Source organism: Paraburkholderia sp. GAS32 (assembly GCF_050434225.1).
Classification (GTDB): Bacteria; Pseudomonadota; Gammaproteobacteria; order Burkholderiales; family Burkholderiaceae; genus Paraburkholderia; species Paraburkholderia madseniana.
In genome coordinates, this window is sequence record NZ_JBNPVS010000044.1 from 1 (window position 1) to 15247 (window position 15247).

Here is a 15247-nt window from a genome sequence, read left to right on the forward strand (position 1 = left end):
TCGCAGTTGGCCGGCGTGGTGGACGACTTCGTTGCGAAGGCGAAAAGCCGGCCGGAACTGGCGCGTGTCACGTCCACGTTCAATGCGTCGTCGCAACAGTTGCTGGTGGACGTGGATCGCGACAAGTCGGAAACGCTCGGCGTGCCGATCGAAGAAGTGTATAGCGCGATGCAGACGATGTTCGGCTCCCTCTACGTCTCGCAGTTCAACCGTTCGAGCCGGTTGTGGCAGGTCATCCTGCAGGCCGAACCGCAGTACCGTCTCACGCCGCAGGATCTGAACCAGCTTTACGTACGGAGCAAAACCAACAACATGGTGCCGCTGAAGGCGGTGGTGAACTCGAAGTACGTCACCGGCCCCGATCTGATCACGCGTTTCAACAATTTTCCGGCGGTCAAGATTACGGCGAATGGCGCACCAGGCTACAGCTCCGGGCAAGTCATCAATGCGCTCGAGGAAGTGGCTGACCAGGTGATGCCCGCAGGCTATGGCGTGGGCTGGAGCGGTGAGGCGTACGAAGCGCGGCAATCGGGCGGCACCTCGGGACTCGTGTTCGTGTTCGGTCTCGTGATGGTGTTCCTGATTCTCGCCGCGCAATACGAGAAGTGGAGCCTGCCGTTCGGCGTGCTGCTGGCGGTGCCGTTTGCCTTGTTCGGGGCGCTGCTCGCGATTCTGTTGCGTGGCCTCGAAAACGACGTGTATTTCCAGATCGGCCTGACCATGCTGGTCGCGCTCGCCGCCAAGAACGCGATTCTGATCTTCGAGTTCGCGGTACTCAATCGCGAAGCAGGCGAGTCGGTGTACGACGCCGCAGTGACGGCGGCAACCGAGCGGCTGCGGCCGATCGTGATGACCTCGCTCGCGTTCATTCTCGGTTGCGTGCCGCTGGCCATCGCGCTCGGTGCGTCGGCCAACAGCCGGCATTCGATCGGCACGGGCGTAATCGGCGGCATGCTGGGCGCAACGGTGATCGCGGTGTTCTTCATTCCGATGTTCTTCTACGTGCTCGAAACCATGTCGGAAAAGAGCGGCGGCAAGAAGACGCCGGGTGCGAGCGGCGGGCAGGCGGGTGATGGCGGTTCCGGTCCCGATCCCCTTCCGGTAAAGCCTGCGGGCTCCGGCGGCCCTGCGGTCACGCCTTCCGCGCAACGTGAGGGCGACTGACATGCGAGGCTTTGCGTTCCCGCTGCGTTTGCTCCCCGCCTTGCTGCTGGCAATCGGGCTGGGCGGTTGCCTGCTCGGCCCGGACTACGTCCGCCCGAACGTGCCGACGCCCGCGAACTTCCGGTTCGAAGCGAGTGAAGCCGTCGATGCGGCCAATACGCGGTGGTGGGAGCAGTTTCAGGACCCGGTTCTGAACGATCTGATTCTGGCCGCGCTCGCTGACAATAAGGACGTCAAGATCGCCGCCGCTCGCGTCGACCAGTTTCTCGGCCAGTTCGTGACGACGCGCTCGGCGCTGTTTCCGCAGGTCAACGCCGGTTTCGACGCCTCCCGTCAGCGTGCCTCGCAGCGCGGACCGACGCCGCTGCCGGCGGGCGTGAGTCCCGTCTTCAACGAGTTCCAGGCGCCGCTGACGGTGGGCTGGGAGCTCGACTTCTTCGGGCGGGTGCGGCGGGAGACCGAATCGGCTCGCGCGAGCCTGCTGGCGAGCGAGGAGGGCCGCCGCGCAACGATCCTTTCGCTGGTCGCCTCGGTGGCCACCGCTTACATCAATCTGCGCGACCTTGACCAGCAACTGGCGATCGCGAGAGCGACCACGGACAGCCGCGCCGGATCGGTGAAAGTATTCCAGGCGCGTTTTTCCGGCGGTGATGTCTCGCAGATGGAGCTCGCGCAGAGTCAGTCCGAATATGAAGCATCGCTCGCCACGATTCCGCAGCTCGAGACGCAGATCGCGCAGCAGGAGGACGCCTTATCGGTCCTGCTCGGTCGCAACCCTGGCCCGATCCTGCGCGGACGCGAACTGACCGAACTGGTGCTGCCCGCCGTACCGGCAGGTCTGCCGTCCGATCTGATCGAGCGCCGTCCCGATCTGCTGCAGGCCGAGCAGAACCTGGTCGCCGCCAATGCCCTGATCGGTGCCGCACGTGCGCTGTATTTTCCGCAGATTTCGCTGACGGGCCTGTTCGGCTCCACGAGTATCGAGTTCTCGAAACTGTTCACCGGACCCGCGCGCGTCTGGTCGTACGCCGGCTCGCTGACGGTGCCGATCTTTACGGCGGGCAGCATCAGCGGGCAGGTCAGCCAGGCAGAGGCGCAACAGCAACAGGCGCTGGTCCAGTATCAGCAGGCTATCCAGACCGCGTTCCAGGAAGTCGACGATGCGCTCATCGCGCTGCAGAAGTCGCGCGAGCAACTGGTCGTGCAGGCGCGCCAGGTGGAGGCGTTGCGTACGTATGCGCGGCTCGCGAGGCTGCGTTTCGAAGGCGGCTATACGAGCTATATCGAGGTGCTGGATGCCGAGCGCAGTTTGTTCAACGCGCAGCTTGGCTACACGCAGACCAATGGCCTGATGTTCAACTCGCTGATCGGTCTCTACAAGGCGATGGGCGGCGGCTGGGTTGTGCAGGCCGAGGCGATGACGGGGCGAGTGATGGGGCAGAAGGCGGTGGCACAGGTGGCCAGTCAGGCTGGCGATCAGTCGGGGACTCAATCAACGAATCCGTCGACGACTCCGACAACCACGGCGCCCGGCGCGGAGCAGCCTAAATGACCACCGCAACGACAAACGAGGCAAACGAGGCCGGTCCGATCCCTCTCGTCGCCTGCCACGAATGCGATCTGCTGCAGCGCGAATCCGCGGTGCCGCCCGACGGCACACTGCGCTGCTGCCGCTGCCACGCGGAGCTCTATCGCGCGCATCCCGACAGCACCGACCGGGCACTGGCCTTCACGCTGACCTGCGTCGTGCTGTTCTTCATCAGCAATCTCTATCCGATTGTCGGACTCGCGGTGAACGGCGATCTCGTCGAGACGACGTTGCTCGGTGCGGTTCGCGTGCTCTACAAAGACGGCATGTGGCCGATCGCGGGTCTCGTGCTAGCGACCACTTTCCTGATGCCGTTGATGCAGATGACTGCGATGGCGTATCTGCTGGTGCCGTTGCAACTGAACCGCCGCCCGTATCACGCCGACTTTGTGTTTCGCCTGATGCATCTCGCGCAGCCGTGGGGCATGACCGAGGTGCTGATCCTCGGCATGCTGGTGGCTCTCGTGAAACTCGCGCACATTGCGAGCGTCGTGCCTGGTGTCGCGCTCTGGTCGTTCGGCGCGCTCATGCTGCTGCTGGCGGCGGCCGGCTCCGCCTTCGATCCACATGCACTCTGGCGGCGCATGGGCAGCTTCGACGATGCGGCCTCGAAGACAGAGGCGGACGCTGCCGCGTCAGCCCATACCGCCCTGCGTTGCGGCCTGCTGAGCTGCCATAGCTGTGGCCTGCTGGTGAAGTCGACGGCTCATGTGCACGGCGCCGCGTGTCCGCGCTGCGGCGCCCATCTGCATGCGCGCAAACCCGACAGTATCGCGCGCACCTGGGCCTTCCTGATTGCCGCCATCGTGCTGTATATCCCGGCGAATGCGCTGCCCGTGATGAACACCAGTTCGCTGTTCGGCTCGGAGAAGGACACCATCCTGAGCGGCGTGGTCTATCTCTGGACCTCGGGTTCATGGCCGCTCGCCGCGGTGGTTTTCATCGCCAGCATCGCGGTGCCGATGCTGAAGATACTGGCGCTGATGTACCTCGTAATCTCCACGCAGCGACGCTCGGTCATGCTCCTGCAGCAACGAACCCGCATCTATCGGCTGGTGGAGCTGGTGGGCCGCTGGTCGATGCTCGATATCTACGTCATCACCATTCTGGTCGCGCTCGTGCAGTTCAACGCGCTGGCCACGATTCAGGCCGGGCCGGCCGCGGTCGCGTTCGGTTCGGTAGTCGTGCTGACAATGTTCGCGGCCATGTCGTTCGACCCGCGCCTGATCTGGGACGCGATGGAGGATCATCATGTCTAGACCTCCCGTGCCACCAGAGCTTCCTGAAGCGGTGGCCACGCCTCGCTCGCGCTGGCGCATGCAGATCGTCTGGCTGGTGCCGATCATTGCGGTGCTGATCGGCGGCTGGCTCGCGGTCAAGGCGGTCCTCGAACAGGGGCCGACGGTCACCATCAGCTTCACGACCGGCGAAGGTCTCGAAGCGGGCAAGACCAAAATCAAGTTCAAGAACGTGGATGTCGGTGTGGTCAAGAGCGTGACCTTGTCGAGAGACCACCGCAGCGTTGTCGCGACCGCCGAGGTGGTCAAGGACGCGTCAAGCATGCTGGTCGACGATACGCGTTTCTGGGTCGTGCGCCCGCGGATTTCCGGGGGCACCGTGTCAGGCATCGGTACGCTGCTGTCCGGTTCCTTTATTGGCATGGATCTGGGTGCCTCAACGAAGTCGCGGCGCGACTATGTCGGTCTCGAGACGCCGCCGGTTTTCGCCAGCGGCGTGCCCGGGCGGGAGTTCGTGCTGAAGAGCGAGGATATGGGCTCGCTCGATATCGGCTCCCCGGTCTTCTTCAGACGCCTGCAGGTGGGACAGATCACCTCGTATTCACTCGACGCGGACGGCAAGGGTGTCACGCTGCGGGTCTTCGTCAACGCGCCCTATGACAAGTACGTGAAGAACGATACGCGGTTCTGGCACGCAAGCGGCGTCGACGTGTCCCTGGGTACCGATGGCGTCAAGGTCAACACGCAATCTGTGGTCGCGATCCTGATCGGCGGCCTTGCGTTCCAGACGCCGGATGAGACGACCGGTCAGTCCGAGGCTGCCGTTCGTACCGAATTTATGCTGTTCCACGATCGCGCGGAGGCGATGAAGCGCCATGACCGCATCATCGAGAGCTATGTCTTCAATTTCAACGACTCGGTGCGCGGGTTGACGGTCGGTGCGCCGGTCGATTTCCGCGGCATCGTGGTGGGCGAGGTGGCCGCGATCTATACGCGTTTCGATCAAGCCAAGAAGCAGTTCAGCATTCCGGTCGAGGTGCGCCTTTATCCGGAGCGGTTCACATCGCGTTACCAGTCTGGCGGGTCCGGAGGCCGGCTCTCATCGGATCCCCACCGGATGGCGGAATGGCTGGTCTCGCAGGGCCTGCGAGCGCAGTTGCGAACCGGCAACCTGTTGACCGGACAGTTGTATGTTGCGCTCGATTTCTTCCCCGCTGCGCCCAAAGCCGAGGTGAACTGGAGCGCGAACCCGCCGGAACTGCCGACCGTGCCTGGCGGACTGCAGTCACTGCAGGATTCGGTCACCAGTCTGGTGGCCAAGCTGAACAAGATCCCGTTCGAAGGGATCGGCAAGGACGCGCAAAAGACGCTGGCGGATGCGGATTCACTTCTCAAACAGCTGCGCACCGAGGTGATGCCGCAGGCTCGGGACACGCTCGCCGCCGCGCAGACGGCGCTGGACTCGGCGAACGGTGCGTTGCAGCCGAACTCGCAGTTGCAGCAGGGCACCACCGATGCAATGCGTGAACTCGCGCGCACTGCGGCGGCCTTCCGTACCCTCGCGGACTATCTCGAACGCCATCCAGAGGCGCTGATCCGCGGCAAGCTGGAGGATAAGAAATGATGCGCCGATCCTTACCCATTTCCATGGCGGTGGCGCTCGCCGCGTTGTGCGGTTGTGCGTCGTCGCCGATGTCGGAGTTCTATACATTGAGTCCCCAGGCGCCGCAGGCGAGCGCCCCCGCCGCCACTCCGGTCACGGTGCTGATCGGGGTGGTGACGGTGCCTGACCTCGTCGACCGGCCGCAGATCGTGGTTCGCTCCGGTGACAACAAGGTCGAGATCGACGAATTCGCCCGCTGGGCGGATCCCTTGAAAACCCAGATACCGAACGTGGTCCGCGCCGATCTCGCGCGTCTGCTTGGCAGCGCATTCGTGTCCACCCGCCCGATGGCCGGCGATCCGGCCTCGGCCTACCGGGTGCAGCTCGATGTCCAGCGCTTTGACGGCACGCTCGGCGATGCGGCCACGGTCGACGTGTTGTGGTCGGTGTCGCCGCCCGGGAAAGGTTCGCCGCGCAGCGGACGCAGCACTGTGCAAGAGCACTGTGCAGGCGCCGGTTACGATGCGTTGGTGGCTGCCTATAGCCGGGCCCTCGTCACGGTCAGCCGCGACATCTCCGCTTCGATCCGCCCGTAGCCCATCCGCACGGAGGAAAAGCATGGGTCCCGTATTCGTGGACGTAGCGGAACAGGCGCGCTTGAACGCCGCGCGTGAGGCTCAAGTCCCATGGAAGAAATGGGGACCCTATCTCAGTGAGCGACAGTGGGGGACGGTCCGGGAGGACTACAGCGAAAACGGCGATGCCTGGAACTACTTCACCCATGACCAGGCGCGCTCACGCGCCTACAAGTGGGGCGAGGATGGACTCGGCGGATTGTGCGACGACAAGCAACGGCTGTGCTTTGCGCTGGCATTGTGGAATGAGCGTGACCCGATTCTGAAGGAGCGCCTCTTCGGCCTCACCAACAGGGAGGGCAACCATGGTGAGGATGTCAAGGAATACTACTTTTACCTCGACAGCACGCCCACCCACTCCTACATGAAGTACCTCTACAAGTACCCGCAACGGGAGTATCCGTACCGGGATCTGGTCGAGATCAACCGAAGACGATCACGTGAGGAGTTCGAGTACGAACTGCTCGACACGGGCGTCTTTGACGACGACCGTTATTTCGACGTGTTCGTGGAATACGCCAAGGCGGGTCCGGAAGATATCCTCATTCGCATTTCCGTTCACAATCGCGGCCCGGACTCGGCCCGGCTTCGGGTCTTGCCGACACTATGGTTCCGCAACACCTGGTCGTGGGGCGAGGACAATCGCAAGCCCTCGCTGCGCGAGGCGGGTCCCGGCGCCATTTGTGCCACTCACCATGAGCTAGGCGAATACTGGCTCCATTGCGATGGCGCCCCGGAGACGCTCTTCACCGAAAACGAGAGCAATGCGAGGCTTCTGTGGAACCAACCCAACGCATCTCCCTATGTCAAGGATGCGTTCCACGCGTACGTCATCTCGGGGCAAGGCGACGCAGTGAATCCCGCCAGGACGGGAACCAAGGCCGCGGCCCATTACGTTTGTGACGTATCCGGCGGCGGCAGCGACACCATCCAGCTGCGCCTGACGGCAACCAGAATGGACAATGCCTTCGGCGACTTCGGGAACATGATCGATACCCGCATCGCCGACGCTGACGAGTTCTACCAGCGGATCGCGCCCAAATCGCTGACCGAAGATCAGCGCCGGGTACACCGCCAGGCGTTGGCGGGAATGCTGTGGGGCAAGCAGTATTACTACTTCGATCTCGAGCTCTGGCTGCGCGAGCATCGGAGTCATCCATTGATCGAGGCCGCCCGTCGCGACGTGCGCAATACGGAGTGGTTTCACATGTTGAACGCCGACGTGATCTCCATGCCGGACAAGTGGGAGTATCCGTGGTACGCGGCCTGGGACCTGGCCTTCCACACGATCTCTCTCGCGCTGGTTGATTTCGATTTCGCGAAGGAGCAGCTGCTATTGATGTTGCGCAGCCTGTATTTCCATCCAAGCGGGCAGATTCCGGCCTACGAGTGGAACTTCAGCGACGTGAATCCGCCGGTGCATGCCGCGGCCACGCTCTGGCTGTACAAGTACGAGAAAGAGCTGGGACGGGCCGACCTGCGATTCCTTGAGCGCTCGTTTCAGGGGTTGATGCTCAATTTCAACTGGTGGATCAACCGCAAGGACCCAGCGGGGCACAACGTCTTCGCCGGCGGATTCCTGGGTCTGGACAACATCGGCGTATTCGACCGCAGCGCGCAGCTTCCGACCGGCGGATCGCTAGAGCAGGCGGATGGGACGGCGTGGATGGCATTCTATTGCCAGAGCATGCTGGAGATCGCCATCATCCTGACCGAGTACGACCCGATCTACGAGGAGGCCGCCTTCAAGTTCGTCCAGCATTTCATGTGGATTGCCTATGCGATGGACCGTCGCGGCGAACATCAGGACGAGATGTGGGACGAGCAGGACGGCTTTTTCTATGATCTGTTGCGGCTCCCCGACGGCCAGACGATGCGTCTGAAGGTAAGGTCGATGGTGGGGCTGTTGCCGCTGTGCGCATCGACTGTATTCGAGGCGGAATCTGTCACTCGCTATCCGAAGCTGATGGAGCTGATCATTCAGTTTCGACAACGCTACCCCGAGCTGGTTGCCCATGTGGCCCCGACCGATGCGGGTTACATCGGCCATAGGGAACGAAGGCTTCTGTCGATCCTCAACAAGCGCAAACTCGAGCGCGTGCTCGGCTACCTGCTCGACGAGAACGAGTTCCTGGGGCCGCACGGCATTCGTTCCCTCTCTCGCTATCACCTCGACCATCCATTCGTGCTTAATGTCGGTGGTCAGGAGTACAAGGTGCAGTACCTGCCGGCAGAATCGAATACCGGCATGTTCGGCGGCAACTCCAACTGGCGCGGTCCGGTGTGGATGCCTGTCAATTTGCTGATCGTCCGGGCACTGGTGAATCTCTACAGTTTTTTCGGCGATGAGTTCAAGGTTCAATGTCCAACCGGTTCGGGGCCGCACATGACGCTGTTCGAGGTGGCGCAGGAAATCGTCCGCCGGCTGACCGGTACGTTTCTGCGCGATGCGAAAGGGCGGCGGCCTGTCTACGGCGGGACGGCCAGATTCCAGGACGACCCGCACTGGCGCGACCTGATCCTGTTCTACGAGTACTTCCATGGTGACAATGGCGCGGGCCTTGGGGCGAGTCATCAGACGGGCTGGACGGGTCTCGTCGCCCCTCTGCTGGACCTGTTCGCGCGCGTCGACGCGAATGCCGTGCTGGAAACCGACCGCTGGCGCGTGATGGCCAGGGTCGTAAGGGAGCAGGTGGGTGGAATCTAGCCTTTTTATTCGGTGAACTTCTCGGCGATTTGTCGTTCATGGGCTGCGCGTTCGCCGAGCGAATCGTAGACGGGCTCACAGCGCAACAGAATGGGGACGATCATCGCGGTGAAGCAGGCTGTGAGCATCGGGAAGAGCAGAGTGAAGCTTCCCGTCATCTCCGTCACCAGGACGATCCCGGTCACCGGAGCGGCCGGCGGCCATTGGGGCGAGGGAGCAGGAATCGGTGCGCTCGTCGGCGCGATGGGCAGCGGCATGCGAATGCGGCGCGAGCAGCAGCAAATGGCCATGCAGCAGCAAGGCATGCAGCAGCAGGCGTCGAGTCAGCTTTCGACATACAACCGCGCAGTGGGAGCATGCATGACCGGTCGCGGCTACACCGTCGAGTAGGCGCCGTACCTCACCCACCCGATCCCTGGTCCGCTGGTCGCTCACTGATTCACGACAGGCAGGAGAAGCAATCATGCTGAAGAGTTTGCGGGTAACAGCCGTGGCGGTCCTTGTTTGCGCCACGCCTTCATGGGTGCTCAGTGCAGACTTCGACGGCAGCAAGCCGCTGCTGTGTGCGACGATCGACGCGCACTTCTGCGACGTAGGGGAAGTCTGCTATCGGACGCTACCGGCGATTCTCGGCGCGCCGCAGTTCATGCGTATCAACTTTGCGAAGAAAACCATAGTCGGGCCGAACCGCAGCACCGAGATCCGGTTCATGGAACCGAGCAATGGACAATTGCTTCTCCAAGGGACGGAACTGGGCTATGCCTGGAGTGTCGCGCTTGATACACAGACTGGCGCGATGTCCACAACGCTCGTCAACCACGAAGACGTGTTCGTGCTCTTCGCGGCCTGCACACCGACGTAGTTCAGTTCGATGATGGTCGCGCCACTTCACCTCGCGGGCGTCATTCGTGAAGTAATCCTTCTGGTGCGCAGCGCCTCTCGGGGCGCGAGAGACGCCCTTGATCGCCTGCCTGCAGGAAACTATCGCGTCCTGCCTGAAGCTGACCTAGCCAACAGCCTGCCCGGTCGGTTTCGTGGGCATGGGACCGAAGAACATCGCCTTGAGCTTGTCGCGGCCGATCACGCGAGCCAGTTCAGCGAGCACGCAGTAGTTGGCGATCAGCGTCACCAGCAGGATCTGGATCGCCCAGAAATGCGGCCAGTTGAACTCGGCCAGCAATTTATGATTGGCGGCAACCAGGCCGGGGGCCTCCTTCCAGTAGTCATACAGGTGCTCCAGGTAGTGCACGAACAACGCTACGAGGGTGTAAATCGCCGTCTTCCAGCTGGCATTCCATATCAGCGGCTTCTCGGGAAAGCGGTTGATGAAAGGCAGCATGTTGGCGATCAGTACCGATTTGCCGAGAATCAGGGCGGTAATGGTCACGGAGGCCGATGTCGGCAGTGAGATCCCGGTGCCCCAGGTCGTCAGCGCGCGAATGATCGCGACGATGTGGAGGATGACGAAGAAGAAGATCGTCGGCGGTAGGATCTCCATGAACTCATGCTTGATCCTGGCGGCCAGCTTGCTCATGTTCCTCTCCCGATGTGGTTGGCTTCGCCAGCGTCCACCGGATACGGCTTGAAAGCGGAGGCTGAACTGGCGACGCCGTTCGTCCACGTTGGGTCTAGCGACCCAATACCCCTCCTCGGATCCGGGAGGAATCAATCGCGCATAGACGACAAGCGACCGGTTTCATTGAGCGCATATTGGACCATGGTCCAATATGCGCATCCACGCTGGTGTCATAGTCTATCTTAGAGGCGAAAACGGTTGACCGCGCGTTCGCGGACGAGGCGCCCGAAAAAATCAAGAACCAGGCCATCCCTTTGGAAGCGATGATCCCAGGCCCTTTCCCGAGTGCCGCATTTTTTGACGAAATGAGGACAAGCTCATGATCAAGCGTCTCCTGTGGTTTGCGATGGTACCTGCGTTGCTGTTCGCGAACGCCGCCACCGCTCAATACCCGATGATGGACATGGTCGCCGACAAGCTCGTTCAAAAGTACCAGCAATCGTCCTGCGAGCAACTGTGGCAGGAGAAAGCCCAGAAACAGGGGCGACCCAAGCCCGAGAGAGAGCAGGAGGCCATGCAGATGCTGCGCGACGATCCGCAGATGCGCGCCGCTTTCATCAATAGGGTGGCAGCACCGATTGCCAACAAGATGTTTGAATGCGGCATGATTCCATGATGTCGTCGGGCACGCCGTGAAACCGGGTTACTTACCGAGGCCGCGATGACCTGCGAGAAATTGAAGTGGGGCGTAACCATCGTTATGCTGAGCGTTTTCCTCGCTGCAAGCGGCAACGCCCAGCAAACACAGCACACGCAGAAAGCAGCCGCCAGGCCGGCGGCGAAGCCTGCCGCGCCAGCGTTCCAGCCCGGACTCGAGCCACGCGCGATCGACATCCTCAAGGCGGCGAGCGCCCGCCTTGCCGCCGCCAGGTCGATGTCGTTCACTTCGGTCGTCTCCTATGAGAGTCCGAGCCGCCTCGGTCCGCCGCTCGTCTATTCCACCAGGTCGGAGGTAACAGTCCGGCGGCCGGACAAGCTTAGGGTCATCACATCCGGCGACGGGCCACCGTCAGAGTTCTATTACGACGGCAAAACCATGACGGCATTCGCGCCGTTGGAGAACCTGGTCGCGATCGCCGACGCGCCCCCGACAATCGACGCCGCGTTACAGGTGGCCTTCGATTCCGGGGCAATCTATTTCCCGTTTACCGATGTGATCGTCGCGGATCCCTACAAGGACATCGCCGACGGACTGAAGATCGCTTTCTACATCGGTCAATCGAACGTGGTCGGCGGCACGACAACGGACATGGTGGCGTATGTCACTGGGGATGTGTTCATACAGGTCTGGATCGGAGCGCAGGACAAGCTTCCGCGCCGTATTTACGCCATTTACCTCAATGATCGTGCCCAGTTGCGCCATGTACTAGAACTCTCCGACTGGCAACTGGATCCCGCCATTCCGGCGGATACCTTTAATGCCGCCAAAGCAGCTGGCGCGGCCCGCATTGCGTTCGCGCGTCCGGACGCGAGCGATGCGCCAGGAATGAAGCCGCCGCCGAGAAGCAAGCACGCCGGGACTCAATAAGGAGACGCATCGTGAAGAAAGCCGTCATCCGTCTGGTGGGTCTTCTCGTCCCGGCGCTCACAGCGGGTGCAGCCGGTGCATGGTCGCATGCCAACTATTACGGAGGCAGCACGTCGCATGCGCCCGGTTCGGGGTCGACAACCCGCAGCAACGCGTGGGGCGGCAGCGAAACGCACACATACGGCCAGGGCACGACCGCGACCGGCCGCTACGGCGACACCGCAACGCACGCACAAGGATCTGGACAGACGAGCTTCACCAACCGATATGGCGGGAGCGCGACCCACACCTATGGCCAGGGCACCAGCGCCACCAACGCGTATGGCGGTTCGGCTTACCATGCCGCAGGCTCGGGTTATACGAGCTACACGAGCGCCTCGGGTGCGACCGCCTACCATAGCGCTTATTACGGCGCCAGGTACCCCGCCTACCATCCTCCGGTCACAGTGAACAATTATGGATCTAGCTGCTACAACTGCGGCGGCTGGTCTACCGCCGGCGCAGCCGCAGCGGGCGTAGCAGTCGGTGTGGCGGCGGGCGCGGCCATAGCTTCGGCCAACACGAACGCCGCTGCGTCGAATGCTTACAACGCAGGCTACGTCGCTGGGGCAACGACAGCCCCGCCTGCACCCGCACCCGTCAGTACGACGTTCGCCATGGGTGCGATCTACGCGGCGCTACCGGCAGGCTGCATAAGGCCCGCGGTTCAGGGCGGCACATACTACCTATGCGGTAATACGTGGTTCCAGCCCGCCTACGGCGCGAACGGTGTTTACTACCGCGTGGTGCCTGCACCTTGAGGAACGTCCAGCGGGGTCAATCGTGAGTTCATTGGTAGTCGCCTCGATCGTGTTTGTGTGCGTCTTCGGCAGCGGGGTGCTCGGCTTGTCGCTTCGTTCGTTCCTTCCCGACCATCACCTGAGCGAGGATTCGACTGCCATCGTGAAGCTGGGAGCCGGGCTGATGGCGACGCTCGCCGCTCTCGTCCTTGGTCTTCTCATCGCCTCGGCAAAGGTTTCTTTCGACCGGCTCAACGACGAGTTCACGGAGACGGCCGCTACGGTCATCATGCTCGATGGCACGCTGGCCGATTATGGCCCGGAGGCGAAAGACGCCCGCGAGGCCCTGCACCGCACCTACGCCTCAGCAGTGGATCTGTTTTATTCCGGGAGAGGTACCGGGAAGGCCAACGTGGACGCGCCGGAGAGCTTGGCGCACGTAGTGCAATTTCAGCAAAAGCTTCGGGAACTGGCACCACGAAACGACATGCAGCGCATGCTTCAATCGGAGGCTCTCGCCCGCAGTCACGACCTGGCGAAAACGCACTGGATGCTGATCCAGCCGGGGCAGGGCGCGATTCCAGCGCCATTCATGGCGGTGCTGGTACTCTGGCTTGGTATCCTCTTCGCCGGTTTCGGACTGGTCAGCGCCAACATCCGAACTGCTATTGCGACGCTTTTCGTCTGTGCGCTATCGGTGTCCGGCGCTATTTTCCTGATCGAGGACATCGCCCACCCGCTCGAAGGGCTGATGCAGATCTCGCGCGCGCCGGCGCAGATCGCGCTCTCCCATCTCGGGCAATAGCCGCAGTCGTCCGCACACCCCCCGTCTTGATCGAAAGTAGCGTCGAAAGCTGCACCTCATTGGAGTCGAAATGCTGCCGATGCACCTCCTGGGCACGAAAAATCAGGTCCAGGAAGGGCAGGCCGTAGAGCGCCAGGATGGCCTCCACGCTCCACCGCGCAGCGGTACCTGACTCGCGTGCTTGCGCGGCGGCAGTGGCGGCGGTTGCTGCTGCGGCCTCGGCGCGCAGCGAGGCAAGAGGAACGATGGCAATGGGTTTCATGATTGTTCCGTTCTACATAGCTTTCTCAGGCGCTCGGCGCCTGACCGGCGATGGTGACGCGCTGCCCGTAGCGGTTGAGCGGGTAGTAGTCCCAGACCGCATGGTGTTGTGTGCATCGGTTGTCCCAGAACACCATTGAGTTCAGTGTCCAGGGAATCCTGGCAGACGAGCGGTGGCGTCAGTTCAATCATTCGATAGAGCATCTCGAGCACGCACCTGCTTTCGTAGCTGGTGAGCTGGACGATGCGGGACGTGAAGCCCCGATTGACAAACAGCAGTTTGCGGCCCGTCTCAGGATGGCGCACCACGATCGGATGCTCCGCGGTCGGAAACCCGCCTTCCGGTGCCTTGTGCTTGTAGTTGCCGACGTACGGAATCGCGCCGTCGTGAATAGCGGTCATGCCCTCGAGCAAACTCTTGAGTCGATCCGACAGCATGTCGTAGGCGAGGTACATGTTGGCGAACATGGTGTCGCCGCCGATGCCTCCCTCTGGCATCTGCGTGACGTAGAGCATTGAGCCCATCGGCGGTTCGGCGTCGCACGACACATCCGTGTGCCAGCCCTCGCCAGCCACACTCCTGGAATGCTTGCCAGCCTTGACCTCGAAGATCTCCGGGTCTTTGCCGGGCTTTACGGCGTTGAGCGGATGCACGTGCAACGCGCCGAAGCGCCGGCCGAGGCGCTTGTGCTGCTCGGACGTCATTTGCTGGTCGCGGAAGATGACGACCAGATTCTCCAGCCACGCATGACGGATCTCGTCGAACTGTTGATCCGAGAGTTCGGTGGACAGATCCACGCCGCCGATTTCCGCGCCGATCGTGTGCGTCAGCGTTCGACCCGGACGCGTCGAATGAAGCCGGTGTAGCGAGCCGGCGCTCGACCAGGCTCCGACGATCACCGACCCTGTAGTTTTTCACGCCGCTGCCGAAAATGCTCAAAATCGTGCGCGTACGCGCACGGACCTTCGCCGCTGATCACAGGACACTGCGCCAGCCGGAGCCAGGCGCGAAACTCTGTACGGGTGGGTTCAGGAATCTCGTCAATCCGGATGTAATGCACGTTATCGCTGGATACGGGGTGGTTCTGGGACAGGTCAAGGAGTTGCCGGGAAAGGATCATTGCGGATTCGTCAGGTGATGTCGGAGCAAAAAACGGGAGGAATTTACCAAATCCTGAAAGGGAGGGGTTGTGCGCAGGAGCAGATGGCGGGAGGACGGCGCCCGTCTGGCCTGCCGTTTCGGATCAAGCGCGGGTCCCGAACTTCGTGATGGGCAATAGCGCAATGCCTCGTCTGGACCTCGTCAGGTTGGGCTCGGAGCCGCGTCGACCCATGTGCCTGCGTCCCCGATGCGTACCGCCTT

Annotated in this window: 15 protein-coding genes and 1 pseudogene; 12 read left to right on the forward strand and 4 right to left on the reverse strand. The window is 62.2% G+C overall.

The window, feature by feature from the left end:
- The 6 genes from P3T25_RS37045 to P3T25_RS37070 form a co-directional block, all read left to right on the forward strand.
- Positions 1-1164 (forward strand): efflux RND transporter permease subunit (locus P3T25_RS37045; protein ID WP_429361994.1); only part of this gene is annotated, 1164 nt, incomplete at its 5' end.
- A 1-nt stretch (position 1165) separates the two neighbouring features.
- On the forward strand, positions 1166-2716 hold the full coding sequence (locus P3T25_RS37050; RefSeq protein ID WP_171926677.1) for an efflux transporter outer membrane subunit: 1551 nt from the start codon (positions 1166-1168) through the stop codon (positions 2714-2716).
- The gene (locus P3T25_RS37055) at positions 2713-4011 is read left to right on the forward strand and encodes a paraquat-inducible protein A (RefSeq protein ID WP_154566528.1); all 1299 of its coding nucleotides are present in this window, start codon (positions 2713-2715) and stop codon (positions 4009-4011) included. Before P3T25_RS37050 ends, P3T25_RS37055 begins: the two co-directional genes overlap by 4 nt.
- Positions 4004-5614 carry an intermembrane transport protein PqiB gene (locus P3T25_RS37060; RefSeq protein ID WP_266240241.1) on the forward strand — a complete coding sequence of 537 codons (1611 nt, stop codon included), beginning with the start codon at positions 4004-4006 and terminating at the stop codon, positions 5612-5614. The genes P3T25_RS37055 and P3T25_RS37060 overlap by 8 nt, the downstream gene beginning before the upstream one ends.
- Positions 5611-6189: a PqiC family protein gene (locus tag P3T25_RS37065; protein WP_266240242.1), complete on the forward strand. Its 579-nt coding sequence runs from the start codon at positions 5611-5613 to the stop codon at positions 6187-6189. Before P3T25_RS37060 ends, P3T25_RS37065 begins: the two co-directional genes overlap by 4 nt.
- 22 nt (positions 6190-6211) lie before the next feature.
- Complete coding sequence (locus P3T25_RS37070; RefSeq protein ID WP_429361997.1) at positions 6212-8935, forward strand: MGH1-like glycoside hydrolase domain-containing protein; 2724 nt, start codon at positions 6212-6214, stop codon at positions 8933-8935.
- 5 nt (positions 8936-8940) lie between these two features.
- Here the strand turns inward: P3T25_RS37070 and P3T25_RS37075 are convergent, their stop codons facing one another.
- On the reverse strand, positions 8941-9093 hold the full coding sequence (locus P3T25_RS37075; RefSeq protein ID WP_429361999.1) for a hypothetical protein: 153 nt from the start codon (positions 9091-9093) through the stop codon (positions 8941-8943).
- Here P3T25_RS37075 and P3T25_RS37080 point away from each other — a divergent pair.
- Complete coding sequence (locus P3T25_RS37080) at positions 9077-9325, forward strand: hypothetical protein (RefSeq protein ID WP_233465437.1); 249 nt, start codon at positions 9077-9079, stop codon at positions 9323-9325. The genes P3T25_RS37075 and P3T25_RS37080 overlap by 17 nt on opposite strands.
- A gap of 73 nt (positions 9326-9398) precedes the next feature.
- Complete coding sequence (locus P3T25_RS37085) at positions 9399-9797, forward strand: hypothetical protein (protein ID WP_154567625.1); 399 nt, start codon at positions 9399-9401, stop codon at positions 9795-9797.
- Positions 9798-9941: 144 nt separating this feature from the next.
- Here the strand turns inward: P3T25_RS37085 and P3T25_RS37090 are convergent, their stop codons facing one another.
- On the reverse strand, positions 9942-10469 hold the full coding sequence (locus tag P3T25_RS37090) for a hypothetical protein (RefSeq protein ID WP_154567626.1): 528 nt from the start codon (positions 10467-10469) through the stop codon (positions 9942-9944).
- A 361-nt stretch (positions 10470-10830) separates the two neighbouring features.
- Here P3T25_RS37090 and P3T25_RS37095 point away from each other — a divergent pair, with 361 nt between their 5' ends.
- Genes P3T25_RS37095 through P3T25_RS37110 form a run of 4 tightly spaced genes read left to right on the forward strand, consistent with a single transcriptional unit; the run spans position 10831 to position 13623 of the window.
- The gene (locus P3T25_RS37095) at positions 10831-11127 is read left to right on the forward strand and encodes a hypothetical protein (RefSeq protein WP_154567627.1); all 297 of its coding nucleotides are present in this window, start codon (positions 10831-10833) and stop codon (positions 11125-11127) included.
- A 45-nt stretch (positions 11128-11172) separates the two neighbouring features.
- The gene (locus tag P3T25_RS37100; protein WP_266240245.1) at positions 11173-12039 is read left to right on the forward strand and encodes a DUF2092 domain-containing protein; all 867 of its coding nucleotides are present in this window, start codon (positions 11173-11175) and stop codon (positions 12037-12039) included.
- A gap of 11 nt (positions 12040-12050) precedes the next feature.
- Entirely contained in the window at positions 12051-12839 is a 789-nt protein-coding gene (locus P3T25_RS37105; protein WP_168436028.1) for a hypothetical protein, read from the forward strand.
- Positions 12840-12861: 22 nt separating this feature from the next.
- On the forward strand, positions 12862-13623 hold the full coding sequence (locus tag P3T25_RS37110) for a DUF4239 domain-containing protein (RefSeq protein ID WP_154567629.1): 762 nt from the start codon (positions 12862-12864) through the stop codon (positions 13621-13623).
- On the opposite strand, the pseudogene P3T25_RS37115 reads toward P3T25_RS37110, so the two are convergent.
- Positions 13611-13885 (reverse strand): annotated as a pseudogene (locus tag P3T25_RS37115) (biotin synthase BioB); the annotation flags it as partial. The gene P3T25_RS37110 and the pseudogene P3T25_RS37115 overlap by 13 nt on opposite strands.
- A complete protein-coding gene (locus P3T25_RS37120) occupies positions 13882-14784 on the reverse strand; it encodes a TauD/TfdA dioxygenase family protein (RefSeq protein ID WP_429362003.1) in 903 nt (300 codons plus the stop codon). The gene P3T25_RS37120 and the pseudogene P3T25_RS37115, both read right to left, overlap by 4 nt.
- Positions 14785-15247 lie beyond the last annotated feature (463 nt).

Bases quoted from the DNA above. Each gene is read 5' to 3' on its own strand.
- P3T25_RS37050 (WP_171926677.1), top strand. From the start codon at position 1,166: ATGCGAGGCTTTGCGTTCCCGCTGCGTTTGCTCCCCGCCTTGCTGCTG.
- P3T25_RS37055 (WP_154566528.1), top strand. From the start codon at position 2,713: ATGACCACCGCAACGACAAACGAGGCAAACGAGGCCGGTCCGATCCCT.
- P3T25_RS37060 (WP_266240241.1), top strand. From the start codon at position 4,004: ATGTCTAGACCTCCCGTGCCACCAGAGCTTCCTGAAGCGGTGGCCACG.
- P3T25_RS37065 (WP_266240242.1), top strand. From the start codon at position 5,611: ATGATGCGCCGATCCTTACCCATTTCCATGGCGGTGGCGCTCGCCGCG.
- P3T25_RS37070 (WP_429361997.1), top strand. From the start codon at position 6,212: ATGGGTCCCGTATTCGTGGACGTAGCGGAACAGGCGCGCTTGAACGCC.
- P3T25_RS37075 (WP_429361999.1), bottom strand. From the start codon at position 9,093: ATGACGGGAAGCTTCACTCTGCTCTTCCCGATGCTCACAGCCTGCTTC.
- P3T25_RS37085 (WP_154567625.1), top strand. From the start codon at position 9,399: ATGCTGAAGAGTTTGCGGGTAACAGCCGTGGCGGTCCTTGTTTGCGCC.
- P3T25_RS37090 (WP_154567626.1), bottom strand. From the start codon at position 10,469: ATGAGCAAGCTGGCCGCCAGGATCAAGCATGAGTTCATGGAGATCCTA.
- P3T25_RS37095 (WP_154567627.1), top strand. From the start codon at position 10,831: ATGATCAAGCGTCTCCTGTGGTTTGCGATGGTACCTGCGTTGCTGTTC.
- P3T25_RS37100 (WP_266240245.1), top strand. From the start codon at position 11,173: ATGACCTGCGAGAAATTGAAGTGGGGCGTAACCATCGTTATGCTGAGC.